The sequence below is a fragment of the Mycobacterium ostraviense genome, assembly GCF_002705925.1.
Taxonomy (GTDB): Bacteria; Actinomycetota; Actinomycetes; order Mycobacteriales; family Mycobacteriaceae; genus Mycobacterium; species Mycobacterium ostraviense.
Genome location: NZ_NKRE01000001.1, coordinates 1573330 through 1587807, shown reverse-complemented (window position 1 = coordinate 1587807; position 14478 = coordinate 1573330). Strand labels below are relative to the sequence as shown.

11 protein-coding genes and 1 pseudogene are annotated in these 14478 nt (G+C 65.9%); 7 read left to right on the top strand and 5 right to left on the bottom strand.

Annotation, left to right across the window (positions count from 1 at the left end):
- Positions 1-21: 21 nt before the first annotated feature.
- Together CDN38_RS07130 and nudC are read left to right on the top strand one after the other, a co-directional pair.
- A complete protein-coding gene (locus CDN38_RS07130; protein ID WP_075511049.1) occupies positions 22-1092 on the top strand; it encodes a potassium channel family protein in 1071 nt (356 codons plus the stop codon).
- 177 nt (positions 1093-1269) lie between these two features.
- The gene (gene nudC, locus CDN38_RS07120; RefSeq protein WP_075511047.1) at positions 1270-2199 is read left to right on the top strand and encodes an NAD(+) diphosphatase; all 930 of its coding nucleotides are present in this window, start codon (positions 1270-1272) and stop codon (positions 2197-2199) included.
- Positions 2200-2213: 14 nt separating this feature from the next.
- On the opposite strand, the gene CDN38_RS07115 is transcribed toward nudC, so the two are convergent.
- Entirely contained in the window at positions 2214-2906 is a 693-nt protein-coding gene (locus tag CDN38_RS07115) for a sensor domain-containing protein (protein ID WP_075511091.1), read from the bottom strand.
- 227 nt (positions 2907-3133) lie between these two features.
- On the bottom strand, positions 3134-3388 hold the full coding sequence (gene mrx1, locus CDN38_RS07110) for a mycoredoxin Mrx1 (RefSeq protein WP_075511046.1): 255 nt from the start codon (positions 3386-3388) through the stop codon (positions 3134-3136).
- 162 nt (positions 3389-3550) lie between these two features.
- On the opposite strand from mrx1, the gene CDN38_RS07105 reads away from it, so the two are divergent.
- Positions 3551-5650, top strand: coding sequence for an ATP-dependent DNA helicase UvrD2 (locus CDN38_RS07105; protein ID WP_161951639.1), 2100 nt, complete (start codon positions 3551-3553; stop codon positions 5648-5650).
- Positions 5651-6075: 425 nt separating this feature from the next.
- The gene (locus tag CDN38_RS07100) at positions 6076-6339 is read left to right on the top strand and encodes a WhiB family transcriptional regulator (protein ID WP_075511090.1); all 264 of its coding nucleotides are present in this window, start codon (positions 6076-6078) and stop codon (positions 6337-6339) included.
- Positions 6340-6462: 123 nt separating this feature from the next.
- Here CDN38_RS07100 and CDN38_RS07095 read toward each other — a convergent pair whose 3' ends face one another.
- A complete protein-coding gene (locus CDN38_RS07095) occupies positions 6463-7806 on the bottom strand; it encodes a macrolide-binding ATPase MABP-1 (RefSeq protein ID WP_075511044.1) in 1344 nt (447 codons plus the stop codon).
- Positions 7807-8029: 223 nt separating this feature from the next.
- On the opposite strand from CDN38_RS07095, the gene CDN38_RS07090 reads away from it, so the two are divergent.
- Positions 8030-8203 (top strand): hypothetical protein, encoded by a 174-nt coding sequence (locus CDN38_RS07090; RefSeq protein WP_023371764.1) that lies wholly within the window; start codon positions 8030-8032, stop codon positions 8201-8203.
- Positions 8204-8221: 18 nt separating this feature from the next.
- Here CDN38_RS07090 and CDN38_RS07085 read toward each other — a convergent pair whose 3' ends face one another.
- Together CDN38_RS07085 and CDN38_RS07080 are read right to left on the bottom strand one after the other, a co-directional pair.
- Complete coding sequence (locus CDN38_RS07085) at positions 8222-9076, bottom strand: TOMM precursor leader peptide-binding protein (RefSeq protein WP_075511089.1); 855 nt, start codon at positions 9074-9076, stop codon at positions 8222-8224.
- Between the two features lie 37 nt (positions 9077-9113).
- Entirely contained in the window at positions 9114-10505 is a 1392-nt protein-coding gene (locus CDN38_RS07080) for a zinc-dependent metalloprotease (protein WP_099318872.1), read from the bottom strand.
- A gap of 78 nt (positions 10506-10583) precedes the next feature.
- On the opposite strand from CDN38_RS07080, the gene CDN38_RS07075 reads away from it, so the two are divergent.
- Together CDN38_RS07075 and CDN38_RS07070 are read left to right on the top strand one after the other, a co-directional pair.
- Positions 10584-11606, top strand: a complete 1023-nt coding sequence (locus CDN38_RS07075; RefSeq protein WP_075511042.1) for a YlbL family protein — start codon at positions 10584-10586, stop codon at positions 11604-11606.
- 76 nt (positions 11607-11682) lie between these two features.
- Positions 11683-14451: pseudogene (locus CDN38_RS07070) on the top strand (UPF0182 family protein); the annotation flags it as partial.
- Between the last annotated feature and the right edge of the window lie 27 nt (positions 14452-14478).

Here is a 14478-nt window from a genome sequence, read left to right as displayed (position 1 = left end):
ATCAGCCGATGACGGATTCCCGTGGCAAAAGGTAGTTGGCGGCGGCTGAGGCGTCTCGACGAGAGGTTGACGGTCCAGCCCAGTTACGCGCTCGTCGGCGTGTTGCGCATTCCTTCGGGTCGGGCCAGTCCCGCGCGCATCATTACCCGCCGAGTGGCTATTGCCTTGGCGGCGTTGTTGGTCGGCGCCATTACCGTCTACGTCGATCGGGACGGATACCACGACTCGCAGGGCGACGAACTGACGTTTTTGGATTGCCTGTATTACTCGGCGGTGACGTTGTCGACGACCGGTTATGGCGACATCACACCCATTTCGGAATTCGCGCGTGCGACCAACGTCTTGATCATCACACCGCTGCGCATCGCGTTCCTGATCCTGTTGGTCGGGACGACGCTCGAGGTGGTCACGGAGACGTCCCGGCAAGCACTGAAGATCCAGCGTTGGAGGAAAAGAGTGCGCAACCACACCGTCGTCATCGGCTATGGGACCAAAGGCAAAACAGCGATTACCGCGATGCTCGGCGACGAGGTGGTCCCCGGTGAGATTGTCGTCGTCGACACCGACCGGGCGGCCCTCGACCGCGCGGCGGCGGCGGGGTTGGTCACTGTACATGGCGACGCCACCAAATCCGACGTGCTGCGGTTGGCCGGTGCTCAGCACGCGGCCTCGATCATCGTTGCCGCGAGCCGTGACGACACTGCGGCGTTGGTCACTTTGACCGCCCGCGAGATCTCGCCTAAGGCCAAGATCGTGGCTTCTATCCGGGAGGCCGAAAACCAGCATCTGCTCGAGCAATCGGGGGCGGACTCGGTGGTGGTTTCCTCCGAGACGGCGGGCCGATTGCTTGGCCTTGCCACCACCACACCCAGCGTCGTGCAGATGATCGAGGATCTGTTGACGCCGGACACCGGGCTGGCGATTGCCGAACGCGAGGTGGAGCCGAGTGAAGTCGGCGGTTCTCCGCGGCATCTAGGGGACATAGTGCTCGGCGTCGTTCGCAACGGACAACTGTTGCGTATCGGAGCACCCGAGGTGGACGCCATTGAGGCCGACGACCGTCTGCTCTACGTCCGCAACACGGGGCACTAGTGGCGATCGCAAGCTCGGCGGAGCCGGGCGCGGCGGGTCGCCACGTGGGGGGTTGCGTGGCGATCGCAAGCTCGGCGGAGCCGGGCGCGGCGGGTCGCCACGTGGGGGGTTGCGTGGCGATCGCAAGCTTGGCGGAGCCGGGCGCGGCGGGTCGCCACGTGGGCATTAGGGCCTAGCGTGGACTTCCGGCTGCGGGACGTTCCATTCCTGTCGCGCATCGGCGCGGACCGAGCCGACCACTTGCGGACCGATGTCGACGCCGCGGCTGCCGGCTGGGCCGATGCGGCGCTACTGCGGGTGGATTCGCGCAACCAGGTCCTGGTTGCCGACGGCCGAGCGGTGCTGGGTCCGGCGGCCGCGCTGGGCGACAAGCCACCGCCGCAGGCGGTGTTCCTGGGTCGCATCGCGGGTGATCGCCACGTCTGGGCGATCAGGGGCGCACTGGAGGCCCCCGAGAATCTGGGTGTGGAGGCCGAAGTGGTGGACCTTCGTAGGCTCGGCAAGATCATCGATGACACCAGCAGCCAATTGGTGTCGTCGGCATTGGCGTTATTGAACTGGCATGACACCGCGCGATTCAGCCCGGTCGACGGCACCCCGACCAAACCCGCCCGGGCCGGATGGTCACGCGTCAGCCTGATCACCGGTCGCGAGGAGTTTCCCCGTATCGACGCAGCGGTGATCTGCCTGGTTCACGACGGCGGTGATCGCGCGGTACTGGCCCGCCAAGCGGCATGGCCGCCGCGGATGTTCTCGCTGCTGGCGGGCTTCGTCGAGGCGGGTGAATCGTTCGAGGGATGCGTGGCCCGCGAGATCCGTGAGGAAATCGGTCTGACCGTCCGTGACGTGCGCTACCTGGGCAGCCAACCCTGGCCGTTCCCACGCTCGCTGATGGTGGGCTTCCATGCCGTAGCCGACCCGGATCAAGATTTTTCATTCCACGACGGCGAGATCGCCGAGGCCGGCTGGTTCAACCGCGACGAAGTGCGCGCGGCGCTGGAAGCGGGCGACTGGACAACCACCGCATCGGAGTCGAAATTGCGGCTACCGGGGTCCGTCTCGATTGCCCGCATCATCATCGAATCCTGGGCGGCGGCGCGCGACTGAACTGCCGCGATCAACTACTTGACGCGATCGCAGATCGCGTCAAGCACGGTATTGGCGATCCGTTCAGCCGGTTCAATGCCCAATACCCCAACAGACATCAACACCGCGTTCTTGACGCGATACAGGTGGCTCCAGCCTTGGTCGGTGATTCGCAGCGTGGCGGGGTCTGGCTTGTCCACGTTGAACGTGTACTTGGGGTCATGCAATGCCATGCACGCGTTCAGCGAAGCTTCCAGCTGGTCGAGCGCTGCGCGCGCTGCATGCGCGTCCGGGTAGATGGCAACGGCTTGACTGACCGAATCCACCAGAGCCATGCCGCCGGGACGAATTTCGTCGGTGACGCCGCTGTAGCCGGCACTCCGGAACTCTATCCAGCCGCCCGCGAAGGTGAGATCACTGGTCCCGGCCGCCCGGCAAGGGCCCGGTGCGTTCAGGTCGCCTGGCGGCGGATGACGCAAGTCCGCGCGTGAATGTGCGGTCAGTTCCTCGTAATTGGCGATACGCCGTACCTCTTCGATGCCGATGATCAATGCATCGGCACCCGATTGCGCCGTGGTGGTGGTGGCGGTGCTCGGCTTCGCTGACGTGCCTTTGTGCGAGCACGCCGTGATCACGAGTAGCGCAGTGCAGATGATAAAAATCGACCTGCCCGCGCCGGCCAGGGCGGCGCGAATGTCTGCCGCGTGCCGCTTCAGCCGGAGCGCCAGATATGTCACGCTCGAGCGGGTTGAGCCGGTTGGCCTCATCGTTGATAGCCGTTTTCTGCGGACCGCCGTCCGCGGTTGGGTGGCGCTTATGGTGCCGGCGAGTTATGCCCGGAGGTCGACGCCGTAACTCGTATCGTACGGGCGACCGGACCTCTTGTTGGGCACCTTTGCCCAGGCGACGGGGCCGTGTCTGGGCGCGCCGGCCGAACGGCCGACACCGGGCCGCCTCAGCCGCCGACTTCTGCCAGCTTGGCTTTGACCACGTTTGCGCTCGGGTTGGTCAGCGTTGAGCCGTCGGCAAACCTGACCGTCGGGACCGTCCTGTTGCCGCCGTTGACCGAGGCAACAAACTCCGCAGCCGCGCTGTCGTGCTCGATGTCGACCTCGTCGTACGTGATTCCCTCTGTCTTGAGCGCCGTCTTGAGCCGGAAACAGTAGCCACACCATGACGTCGTGTAGATGGTGAGCGCAGCGTTGGTCATAGCAGGTAAACGTAGCCCGACAAGCATGCGGGCCATGGACTGGGCCATGGGGTGGGCCGAAGCGAGGCTTACCCGGGCAGCCCTGGGAGGACCCGGCAACGACGCAGGCCGCGGCGCGTCGAAACGCCCGGCTTGTCGGCCGCCGCTGCCAAGATGGACGCTATGCCGATGGTCGCAGACGCACTGACCGCCGCACTGGACGACGAGCAGCGCCAAGCCGTATTGGCTCCACGCGGACCGGTCTGCGTGCTCGCCGGAGCCGGAACCGGGAAGACGCGCACCATTACGCACCGGATCGCCCACCTGGTCGGCAGTGGTCATGTCGCTGCCGGTCAAGTACTGGCCGTGACGTTCACGCAGCGCGCAGCGGGGGAGATGCGCGCCCGGTGGCGTGCGCTGGGCGCCGCCGCGCAGGTCGGTTCGCGCGTCGGCGCGGTGCAGGCGCTGACGTTTCACGCGGCGGCGCATCGCCAGCTGCGGTATTTCTGGCCACGCGTGGTTGGTGACATCGGCTGGCAGTTGCTGGACACCAAGTTCCCCGTCGTGGCCCGCGCGGCCAGCCGCGCCAGGCTCCAGGCCAGCACCGATGACGTCCGGGATCTCGCGGGCGAAATCGAGTGGGCCAAAGCCTCGCTGATCGGTCCCGAGGATTACCCGACCGCGGTGGCGGCGGTGCGCCGCGACACCCCGTTGGACGCCGCACGCATCGCGGCGGTCTACTCCGAATACGAATCCCTCAAAGTTCGCGACGACAGTGTCACCCTGCTGGATTTCGATGACCTGCTGCTGCACACCGCGGCCGCTATCGAAAATGACGCCGCGGTGGCCGAGGAATTCCGGGACCGCTACCGCTGCTTCGTTGTCGACGAATACCAGGACGTCACACCGCTGCAGCAGCGGGTGCTGTCGGCCTGGTTGGGGGATCGCGACGATCTGACCGTCGTCGGCGACGCCAATCAGACCATCTACTCATTCACCGGAGCCTCCCCACGCTTCCTGCTCGACTTCTCGCGCAGGTTCCCCGACGCCACGGTGGTGCGGCTGGAGCGGGACTACCGGTCCACTCCGCAGGTCGTGTCGCTGGCCAACCGGGTGATCGAAGCCGCTCGGGGCCGGGTCGCGGGCAGCAAGTTGCGGTTATCCGGCCAGCGCGAACCCGGTCCGTCGCCCTCGTTCCAGGAGTATCCCGACGAACCCGCCGAGGCTGCCGCGGTGACGGCGTCGATCGGCCGGCTGATCGAATCCGGTACTGCGCCTTCGGAAATCGCGATTCTGTACCGCGTCAACGCACAGTCCGAGGTCTACGAGGAAGCGCTGACCGAAGCGGGCATCGCCTATCAGGTTCGCGGCGGAGAAGGGTTCTTCGACCGTCAGGAGATCAAGCAGGCGCTGGTGGCGTTACAGCGTGCCGCCGAACGGGGTACCGACGCTGCATTGCCCGACGCGGTCCGCGGCGTTCTGGAACCGCTGGGGTTGACGGCACACGAGCCGGTGGGTGCCCGCGCCCGGGAACGCTGGGAGGGACTCACCGCTTTGGCGCAATTGGTCGACGACGAGGTGGCGCAGCGTCCGCATTTACAGCTTCCGGGACTGCTGGCCGAGCTTCGGGCGCGAGCCGACGCGCGGCATCCGCCGGTGGTGCAGGGTGTCACGCTGGCCTCGCTGCATGCGGCCAAGGGCCTGGAGTGGGATGCAGTGTTTCTGGTCGGATTGGCCGACGGTACATTACCCATCTCGCATGCGTTGGCACACGGCCCCGACAGTGAGCCGGTCGAGGAAGAGCGTCGCCTGCTTTATGTCGGAATCACCAGGGCCCGAGTGCATTTGGCCTTGAGCTGGGCGCTGGCCCGGGCGTCGGGCGGTCGCCAGAGCCGTAAGCCGTCACGGTTCCTCAACGGCATTGCGCCGCAGACGCGTGCCGAACCGGGACCGGGCAAAGCCCGTCGCAACCGGGCCACCGCCCGCTGCCGGGTCTGCAACAAGGAGCTGACCACCCCGGCAGCCGTCATGCTCCGGCGATGTGAAACATGTGCCGGCGACGTCGACGAGGAGTTGCTGCTGCAGCTGAAGTCGTGGCGGCTGAACATCGCCAAGGAACAGAACGTGCCGGCCTACGTCGTCTTCACCGACAACACACTCATCGCGATCGCCGAGCTGCGCCCCGACGACGACGAGGCGCTCATCGCCATTCCGGGTATCGGTGCCCGAAAGCTGGAACAGTACGGAGCCGACGTGCTCGACATGGTCAGGCAGGCTCGCTGAGTAACGAAACCGCAGGTCAGAAAATCGGTTGTCATCGGCAGCCGTGACCGATTACCCTCGAAACGCACATCGCTGCCGGCGTTGAAGGCTGGCAAATCGGCAAACGGCACGAGAGGAGGGTGGCCACGATGCTCGACATCAGTGTGTTCGGTGCGAGCGTGGCTGCCGCGGCGTCAACCGCGGGAACCCCTCATGCCGCCGCCGCACCGGCGGCAGCGGCTAAGCACCGCGCCGCCACCGCGACTGACGCGTCCGTGGATTGGAGCCCAACGTAGACACTGCGTAACAGCCCCAGATTCGCCGAATGGCCACGGACCCAAGTCACCAGGATCCGTGGCCAAATTTGTTGGGGGCCAACCTCTCTCACCTGGTCCGGATCACCTTCGAAAGACAGCCCCAAGACCAGGAAGCAGGTGAGCCAGGACATGTCGGCACTGACAGTCCCCAATAATCGGCTGCCGGCGTTGCCATGCCACGTGGGTAATCCCGACCTATGGTTTGCCGACACCCCAGCTGATCTCGAGCGCGCCAAGACACTGTGCACCGGCTGCCCGGTCCGGCGCCAATGTTTGGCGGCCGCGCTGGACCGTGCCGAGCCATGGGGCGTTTGGGGCGGCGAGATTTTCGAGCGCGGCACGATCGTGAGCCGCAAGCGTCCGCGGGGGCGTCCCCGCAAGGTCGCCGCTTAGGTGGCCCGGGCCCGGCTCACCGAGAGCCGGGCCCGGCCTTGTGGAGACATGTCCGCCCTTACCGGGCGAGGCGCAAGGCTGCCGCCGGCCATGGCTGCGCCGTCTGCTCGGCTCGAACGCGTATCAGACCACAGCCGTATCCGGCTCGGCGAAGCCGGGAATCAGCTCCTCGGTCAGCGACTTGATCGGCACATGCGCATCCAGCTGGCAGAGGATCGCGGCCACTGAGGCGATGACCCGCATTGGAATCGCCAGCTTGGCCGGCAGGTCCATCTGCCGGGCGACCTTGATCTGCGCGACCGATCGGTCGAACTGACTCACGGTCATCCGCTGCAGCCACTTGCGGGTGTAGTGGAAGACGTCGACTTCGATGGGTTCGACGTACTGGCGCAGCATCTCGTCGATCTCCCGGACCGAGACCTGCTGTCCCTGCTGGATGAAACCGGCCTTCTCCATGGTCGGCAACAGCAGGTCGTAATTCTTGTCCCGGGCCAACCGGATCGTCATCCCCAGCTCTATGGGGTAGCCGCCGGGCAATGGTGCCACGGCGCCGAAGTCGATGACGCCCATTCGACCGTCCGGCAGCAGCATGAAGTTCCCGGGGTGGGCGTCACCGTGCAGCATCCCGAGCCGGCGTGGGGCGTCGAAGGTGAGCTCTATCAGCCGGGTCCCGATCAGGTCGCGCTGTTCCTGGTTGCCATTGCGGATGATCGCCGACATCGGCACCCCGTCGATCCACTCCTGGATCACCACCTTGGGTGCGCTGGCCACCACCCGCGGCACCGCGAAGTGTGGGTGGTCGTGGTACGCCTTGGCAAAAGCCCGCTGGTTGTCGGCCTCCAACCGGTAGTCGAGCTCCATCTCGGTGCGTTCGATCAGTTCGTCGACGACACCTTGGACATCGGCGCCCGGCGACAGCTGCTTGAGCACGCCGACCATGCGCTGCATGGTCTTCAGATCGGCCCGCAGGGCCTCGTCGGCACCCGGGTACTGAATCTTGACGGCCACTTCGCGGCCGTCGGACCAGACCGCCTTGTGCACCTGGCCGATGCTGGCCGAGGCAACCGGGGTGTCGTCGAACGAACTGAACCGTTCACGCCACTTCGTGCCCAGCTGTGCATCGAGCACCCGGTGGACCTTGGCCGCGGGCAGCGGCGGGGCATCCTTCTGCAGCTTGGTCAGCGCATCGCGATATGGCTCACCGAACTGCTCGGGAATGGCTGCTTCCATCACCGACAACGCCTGGCCGACTTTCATCGCCCCGCCTTTGAGCTCGCCCAGGACGGTGAACAACTGGTTGGCGGCCTTCTCCATCAGCTCGGCGTTGACCTCGTCTTTCGACTTGCCGGTCAGCCGCTTGCCGAAGCCGAGAGCCGCCCGGCCAGCCATGCCGACCGGAATACTGGCCAGCTTGGCGTTGCGCGCGGCGCGGCCGCGTTTGATGTCTGACACATACCCATCATCCATGACGGTTGCGTCAACCGGGTATTGATCCGGCATCAACCAGGCGCGCGTGCACGGCGGGCCGGGCGGCTGAGGACCGAACCGACGGCCCGCATCCCGGCTTCGGCTCGCCGGATGACAGGTTGGATTTTCGGATCGCCGCGGGCACAGCCGCTATGTAGTCTCTTGCAGGTCGCAACGGTGTGACGCATCGATCCCCACATCTGGAGGGTGGACCGCCAAAGCTATGTCAGCAAAACAAACGCAGCACGACACCGCCGACGCCCTATTCAGGGCGATCATCGAAACGCTGGACAAGCACCGCAAAGACGGCACCTTGACCGAAGGCGTGCTGGACGACTTGGCCAGAGCCTATGCCGCGGTCTCCACGAACGTCCCGGAGCAGGGCCGCCTGGGCTAGACGCCGTCACGGCCGCAGTCAGCACGAGCACAACGGATGCCGGGTCCATTGGCGCGCCACGATGGAGCCGGCGTTGAGGTCGAACTCCAGCGTGGCGTTGAGAGCCGACGGCGGATCGTGGTCGGCTTGTTCACCGCGCACCGCGGCGATCACCCGGTTGACCTGGCTGAGGGCCAGCGCGGCCGTCGCCAGCAACGTCGCTCGGTCGGCCACTCCGACGGTGCCCCGCAGCTGGGCAGCGATTGCCGGCCACGCGCGGTCCAGGTCGCTGCGGTGCAGATCGGCGCAGCGTAGGCAGCTCGTCACGCCCGGGATAACCAGCGGTCCCACCAGGCCGGTGCCGTCACGAACCCGAACGAGCAGGTGCGCAATGCCCTCGTTGTGCATATCGCGCACCAAACGTGGATCGGCTACCAGATAGTCGGACAGCACCACCAAATCCACCGTGCCGCTGCTGACCGCGGCATGCGGTTGGCTGCTCTGCCCGACCCGCGCCCCCGAGCAGCGCAAAGCCTGCATCAGCAGGTCCGACAACGGTCCGCGACCGTGGACCCGGATCGACGCCGCGCGGCCCGGGCAACCTCGATGCCCGCGGGTCGCGACACCGGCGCCGACCAATTGCCTGACGAGGTTCACCACCTCCTCGCCGTCCACCAAACCCTGGCTGACGGCTTGGCGCTGCAGCTCGGTGATCGGTGTTGGCGAGCGCATGGACCGCAGTAGCGCGGCCACCGACGATGCGGTCAGGCCGCCGGGTGGATGCACCAGCACGGCCCGGCGGGGATCCCAGCCCACTTGCACGGCACCGTCGGGCCGCAGCAGCACCGGCATCGCCGGATCGAGCGAATACAAGGTGGGAACGGCCTGCGGCATGACCAGAAACTGTGCCACGCCGGGCTCGGCTGGTGGTTCAGTTATCCACAGGGCCGGGTCCGGAGTCCTCCGGGCCGCCGGTTTCACGGTCGAGTTCGGCGATCGCCTCGTCGATGCCGCTGGTGTCGCCGCCGATGACCTGGTCGATGAAAGCGGCCGGGTCGTCCAGATCGTCGGCCGCGGGCAGCAGGTCGGGGTGTTGCCACACCGCGTCCCGGGCGTCCACACCGGCGGCCTGGGTTAGGCGCTCCCACAGCGCGCCGGCCTCCCGCAGTTTGCGTGGCCGTAGCTCCAGCCCGACCAGGGTGGCGAACGTCTGTTCGGCGGGACCGCCGCTGGCTCGGCGGCGGCGCAGGGTCTCGCTGAGTGCGGCGGTGCCCGGAATACGCTCGCCGAGCGCATCGGTCACCACTGTCTGGACCCAGCCCTCGATCAGGGCGAGCAGCGTCTCGAGCCGCTCGAGCGCCTGGATCTGTGTCGGTGTCGCCTTGGGTTCGAATACTCCCTCGCTCAGCAACCGCTCCATGGCGGCGGGATCGGTCAGCGTGGCCGGATTGAAGTCGCGGGCCAGCTCCTCGATTCCGGTCATGTCGATCTTCATGCCCTTGGCGTAGGCCTCGACAGTGCCCAGCAGCTGCCCGGCCAGCCAGGGGACATGGCTGAACAGGCGATGATGGGCGGCCTCACGGGAGGCCAGGAAGGTCAGGATCGCGCTGCGCGGTTGTTCGAGGCCGGACGAAAAGTCCTCGACGGCGGCGGGCAGGATCGCGGCCACTCCCTTAGGCCCCAGCGGCAGGCCGATGTCGGTCGATGTCAGCACCTCCTGCGACAACCGGCCGAGTGCCTGACCCAGCTGCGAACCGAACGCGATGCCGCCCATCTGCGACATCACCGTGAGCAGCGGGCCGGCCATGCTCTTGGCCTCCGCCGGCAGCGACGACGCCCACACCGTGGAGATCTGCTCGGCCATCGGATCGCAGAGTCGCTTCCAGACGTCCAGGGTGTTGTCGACCCAGTCGGTGGGGCTCCAGCCCACCGCCTTGGCGGTGCCGGCCGGCAGTGAGGTGGCCCCGTCCAGCCACGTCTCCGCCAGGTGAACCGCGTCGGAGATGGCGGAGTTGGTCGCCTCCGGGATGGGCGCTGTGAAACCGACCGAGCTGGCCGCCACTTGGCGGGCCAGGGCGTAGTTGACCGGTCCGGAACTCTGACCGGCGGTCATCGCGCTGCCGACACCGCCGAACATCTCGCCCAGGCGGGTGAAGATCTGACCCAGGTCGGCCATGGCGAAATCCCCGCTGAAACCGAACGGGCCCAGCGGGTTTGCGCCCGAGCCGGGGTCGGGTTCGTTCTTCCCGCGCTTGTCGGGGTCGGGGTCGTCTCCGGAGGAGAAACCGAAAGGCAGGTCAGCCATATGGTCAACGGTACCCATCGGGGAAGAAGAAAGCGCCATCCGCCGTCACGCTCGCAGCTGAACCGGCTTCGGCAGGGTCCGTCTAGTCTATGCGGCGTGAACAGGCGAATTTTGACGTTGATGGTCGCCCTGGTGCCGATCGTGGTGTTCGGGGTATTGCTCGCGGTGGTGACGGTGCCATTCGTGTCGCTGGGACCCGGCCCCACGTTCGACACCCTCGGCGAAGTCGACGGCAAACAGGTAGTCGACATCGAAGGCACCCAAACACACCCGACGTCGGGTCATCTCAACATGACGACGGTGTCCCAGCGTGACGGTCTGAGTCTGGGCGAGGCCATAACACTGTGGCTCTCCGGGCAAGAACAGCTGGTGCCCCGGGATCTCGTTTACCCGCCGGGCAAGTCGCGGGAGGAGGTCGACAAGGCCAACAACGCCGACTTCAAGATTTCCGAAGACAGCGCCGAGTACGCGGCCCTGGGTTATCTGAAGTATCCGGAAGCGGTAACCGTCGCCTCGGTCAACGATCCCGGACCGTCGGCGGGCAAGCTGAAAGCCGGTGACGCTGTCGATGCGGTCAACGGCACGCCGGTGACCAATGTCGAGCAGTTCACCGGATTGATGAAGAACACCAAGCCCGGCCAGTCGGTGACCGTCGACTTCCGTCGCAAGAACGAGCCGGCCGGTGTCGCGCAGATCACGCTCGGCACCAACAAGGACCGCGACTACGGCTTCATGGGAGTGGCGGTGCTGGACGCGCCGTGGGCGCCGTTCGTGGTGGATTTCAACCTCGCCAATGTGGGCGGCCCCTCGGCCGGGTTGATGTTCAGTCTTGCGGTGATCGACAAACTCACCACGGGTGACCTGGTCGGGTCGACCTTCGTCGCGGGTACGGGCACCATCGGCATTGACGGCAAGGTTGGCGCTATCGGGGGGATCACGCACAAGATGGCCGCCGCGCGTGCCGCCGGCGCCACGGTGTTTCTGGTGCCGGCGAAAAACTGCTACGAGGCGGCCTCCGACACCCCGCAAGGTCTGCGGCTGGTGAAGGTCGAGACACTCGGCCAGGCGGTGGACGCGTTGCATGCGATGACTGCCGGGGCCCCGACGCCAAGTTGCTAACGCTCTGAGATGCGTACAGTTGTGACCGACTAGATAAATCTCTGGCAGCAGCCAAACCGAGCAGGGAGCGTAGCTAGTGGGGATGCGGCCGTCCGCACGGATGCCGAAGCTGACTCGGCGTAGCCGGATTCTGATCTTGATCGCGTTGGGTGTCATCGCGGTGCTGCTCGCCGGTCCACGCCTGATCGACGCATACGTCGATTGGCTGTGGTTCGGCGAACTGGGCTACCGGTCGGTGTTCACCACCGTGCTGGTCACCCGAATCGTGGTGTTCCTGGTGGGGGGACTGTTGGTCGGCGGCATCGTCTTTGCCGGGCTGGGGTTGGCCTACCGCACCCGGCCGGTCTTCGTGCCGAGCAACGACAACGACCCGGTGGCGCGTTATCGCGCCCTCGTGCTGGCTCGGCTGCGGCTGGTCGGCATCGGCGTGCCGGCGGCGATCGGACTGCTGGCGGGCGTCGTCGCGCAAGGCTACTGGGTTCGGATCCAGTTGTTCTTGCACGGCGGTGATTTCGGCGTCAGGGACCCGCAGTTCGGGAAGGACCTAGGCTTCTACGCCTTCGAGTTGCCGTTCTACCGGCTGGTACTCAGCTACCTGTTCGTGGCCGTATTCCTGGCGTTCGTGGCAAACCTGGTGGCGCACTACATCTTTGGCGGCATTCGGCTTTCGGGTCGGACGGGTGCGCTGAGCCGCTCGGCGCGTATCCAACTGGTCAGCCTGGTCGGGTTGCTGGTGCTGCTCAAGGCGGTCGCCTATTGGTTCGACCGCTACGAGCTGCTGTCGCACAGCCGTGGCGGTAAGCCGTTCACCGGTGCCGGCTACACCGATATCAACGCGGTCCTGCCGGCGAAGCTGATCCTGATGGCGATCGCGTTGATTTGCGCGGCGGCGGTGTTCTCCGCAATCACCCTGCGGGACTTGCGGATTCCGGCTATCGGTCTGGCCCTGTTGCTGCTGTCGTCGGTGATCGTCGGTGCCGCCTGGCCGATGATCGTCGAGCAGATCAGCGTCAAACCCAACGCCGCGCAGAAGGAAAGCGAATACATCAGCCGCAGCATTACCGCGACCCGGCAAGCCTATGGCCTGACGTCGGACGTGGTGACTTATCGCAACTACACCGGCGAAGGTCAGGCGACCGCGCAGCAGGTCGCTGCCGACCGCGCCACGACCTCGAACATCCGGTTGCTCGACCCCACGATCGTCAGCCCGGCGTTCACCCAGTTCCAGCAGGGTAAGAACTTCTACTACTTCCCCGACCAGCTGTCGATCGACCGCTACGTCGACCGCAACGGCAACCTGCGTGACTACGTCGTCGCGGCGCGGGAACTCAACCCCGACCGGCTGATCGACAACCAGCGCGACTGGATCAACCGGCACACGGTGTACACGCACGGCAATGGATTCATCGCATCGCCGGCCAACACCGTGCGCGGGATCGCCAACGACCCGAACCAGAACGGCGGTTACCCCGAGTTCCTGGTCAACGTCGTCGGCGCCAACGGAACCGTGGTGTCCGACGGTCCGGCACAGTTGGACCAGCCGCGGATCTACTTCGGACCGGTCATCTCCAACACGTCCGCCGACTACGCGATTGTCGGAAAGACGGGCGCAGACCGGGAATACGACTACGAAACCAGTACCGAAACCAAGAACTACACCTACACCGGCAGCGGCGGCGTCCCGGTCGGCAGCTGGATTTCCCGCACCGTATTCGCCGCGAAGTTCGCCGAGCGAAACTTCTTGTTCTCCAACGTGATCGGTTCCAACAGCAAGATCTTGTTCAACCGGGATCCGGCGCAGCGGGTGGAGGCGGTGGCGCCGTGGCTCACCACTGACAGCGCGGTGTACCCGGCGATCGTCAACAAGCGGCTGGTGTGGATCATCGACGGCTACACCACCTTGGACAACTATCCCTACTCCGAGCTGACGTCGTTGTCCTCGGCGACCGCCGATTCCACCGAGGTGGCGTTCAACCGGCTGGCCCCCGACAAGAAGGTCTCCTACATCCGCAATTCGGTGAAGGCCACCGTCGATGCCTACGACGGCACCGTGACGCTGTACCAGCAGGACGAACGGGACCCGGTGCTGCGGGCGTGGATGCAGGTCTTCCCCGGTACGGTCAAGCCCAAGAGCGACATCGCGTCCGAGCTCGCCGAGCATCTGCGCTACCCCGAAGACCTGTTCAAGGTGCAGCGGATGCTGCTGGCCAAGTACCACGTCAACGACCCGGTGACGTTCTTTTCCACCTCCGACTTCTGGGACGTGCCGCTGGACCCGAACCCGACCGCCAGCAGCTATCAGCCGCCGTACTACATCGTCGCGAAAAACATTGCCAAAGACGATAATTCGGCCGCATACCAGTTGATCAGCGCGATGAACAGGTTCAAGCGCGACTACCTGGCCGCTTACATCAGCGCCAGCTCCGATCCCGCTACGTACGGCAAGATCACGGTGCTGACCATCCCGGGACAGGTCAACGGTCCCAAGCTGGCCAACAACGCGATCACCACCGACCCCGCGGTATCGCAGGACCTGGGCGTGATCGGGCGCGATAACCAGAACCGGATCAGGTGGGGCAACTTGCTCACCTTGCCAGTGGCCCAGGGCGGGCTGCTGTACGTCGAACCCGTCTATGCCTCCCCGGGCGCCAGCGACGCCGCCTCGTCCTACCCGCGGCTGATCCGGGTGGCGATGATGTACAACGACAAGGTCGGATACGGCCCCACCGTGCGTGATGCGCTCAACGGGCTATTCGGACCCGGGGCGGGTGATGCCGCGACCGGAATACAGCCGACCGAGGGCGGCGTGCCGGCGAACCCGCCCGCCAACCCGCCCGGGTCCGAATAGCCCGTTGAGCGCATCACGCACGGT

Excerpts from the sequence above, each read along its gene's own strand:
- mrx1 (WP_075511046.1), bottom strand. The coding sequence starts at position 3,388 with ATGACCAACGCTGCGCTCACCATCTACACGACGTCATGGTGTGGCTAC.
- CDN38_RS07095 (WP_075511044.1), bottom strand. The coding sequence starts at position 7,806 with ATGGATGATGGGTATGTGTCAGACATCAAACGCGGCCGCGCCGCGCGC.
- CDN38_RS07100 (WP_075511090.1), top strand. The coding sequence starts at position 6,076 with ATGTCGGCACTGACAGTCCCCAATAATCGGCTGCCGGCGTTGCCATGC.
- CDN38_RS07080 (WP_099318872.1), bottom strand. The coding sequence starts at position 10,505 with ATGGGTACCGTTGACCATATGGCTGACCTGCCTTTCGGTTTCTCCTCC.
- CDN38_RS07105 (WP_161951639.1), top strand. The coding sequence starts at position 3,551 with ATGCCGATGGTCGCAGACGCACTGACCGCCGCACTGGACGACGAGCAG.
- CDN38_RS07090 (WP_023371764.1), top strand. The coding sequence starts at position 8,030 with ATGTCAGCAAAACAAACGCAGCACGACACCGCCGACGCCCTATTCAGG.
- CDN38_RS07085 (WP_075511089.1), bottom strand. The coding sequence starts at position 9,076 with ATGCCGCAGGCCGTTCCCACCTTGTATTCGCTCGATCCGGCGATGCCG.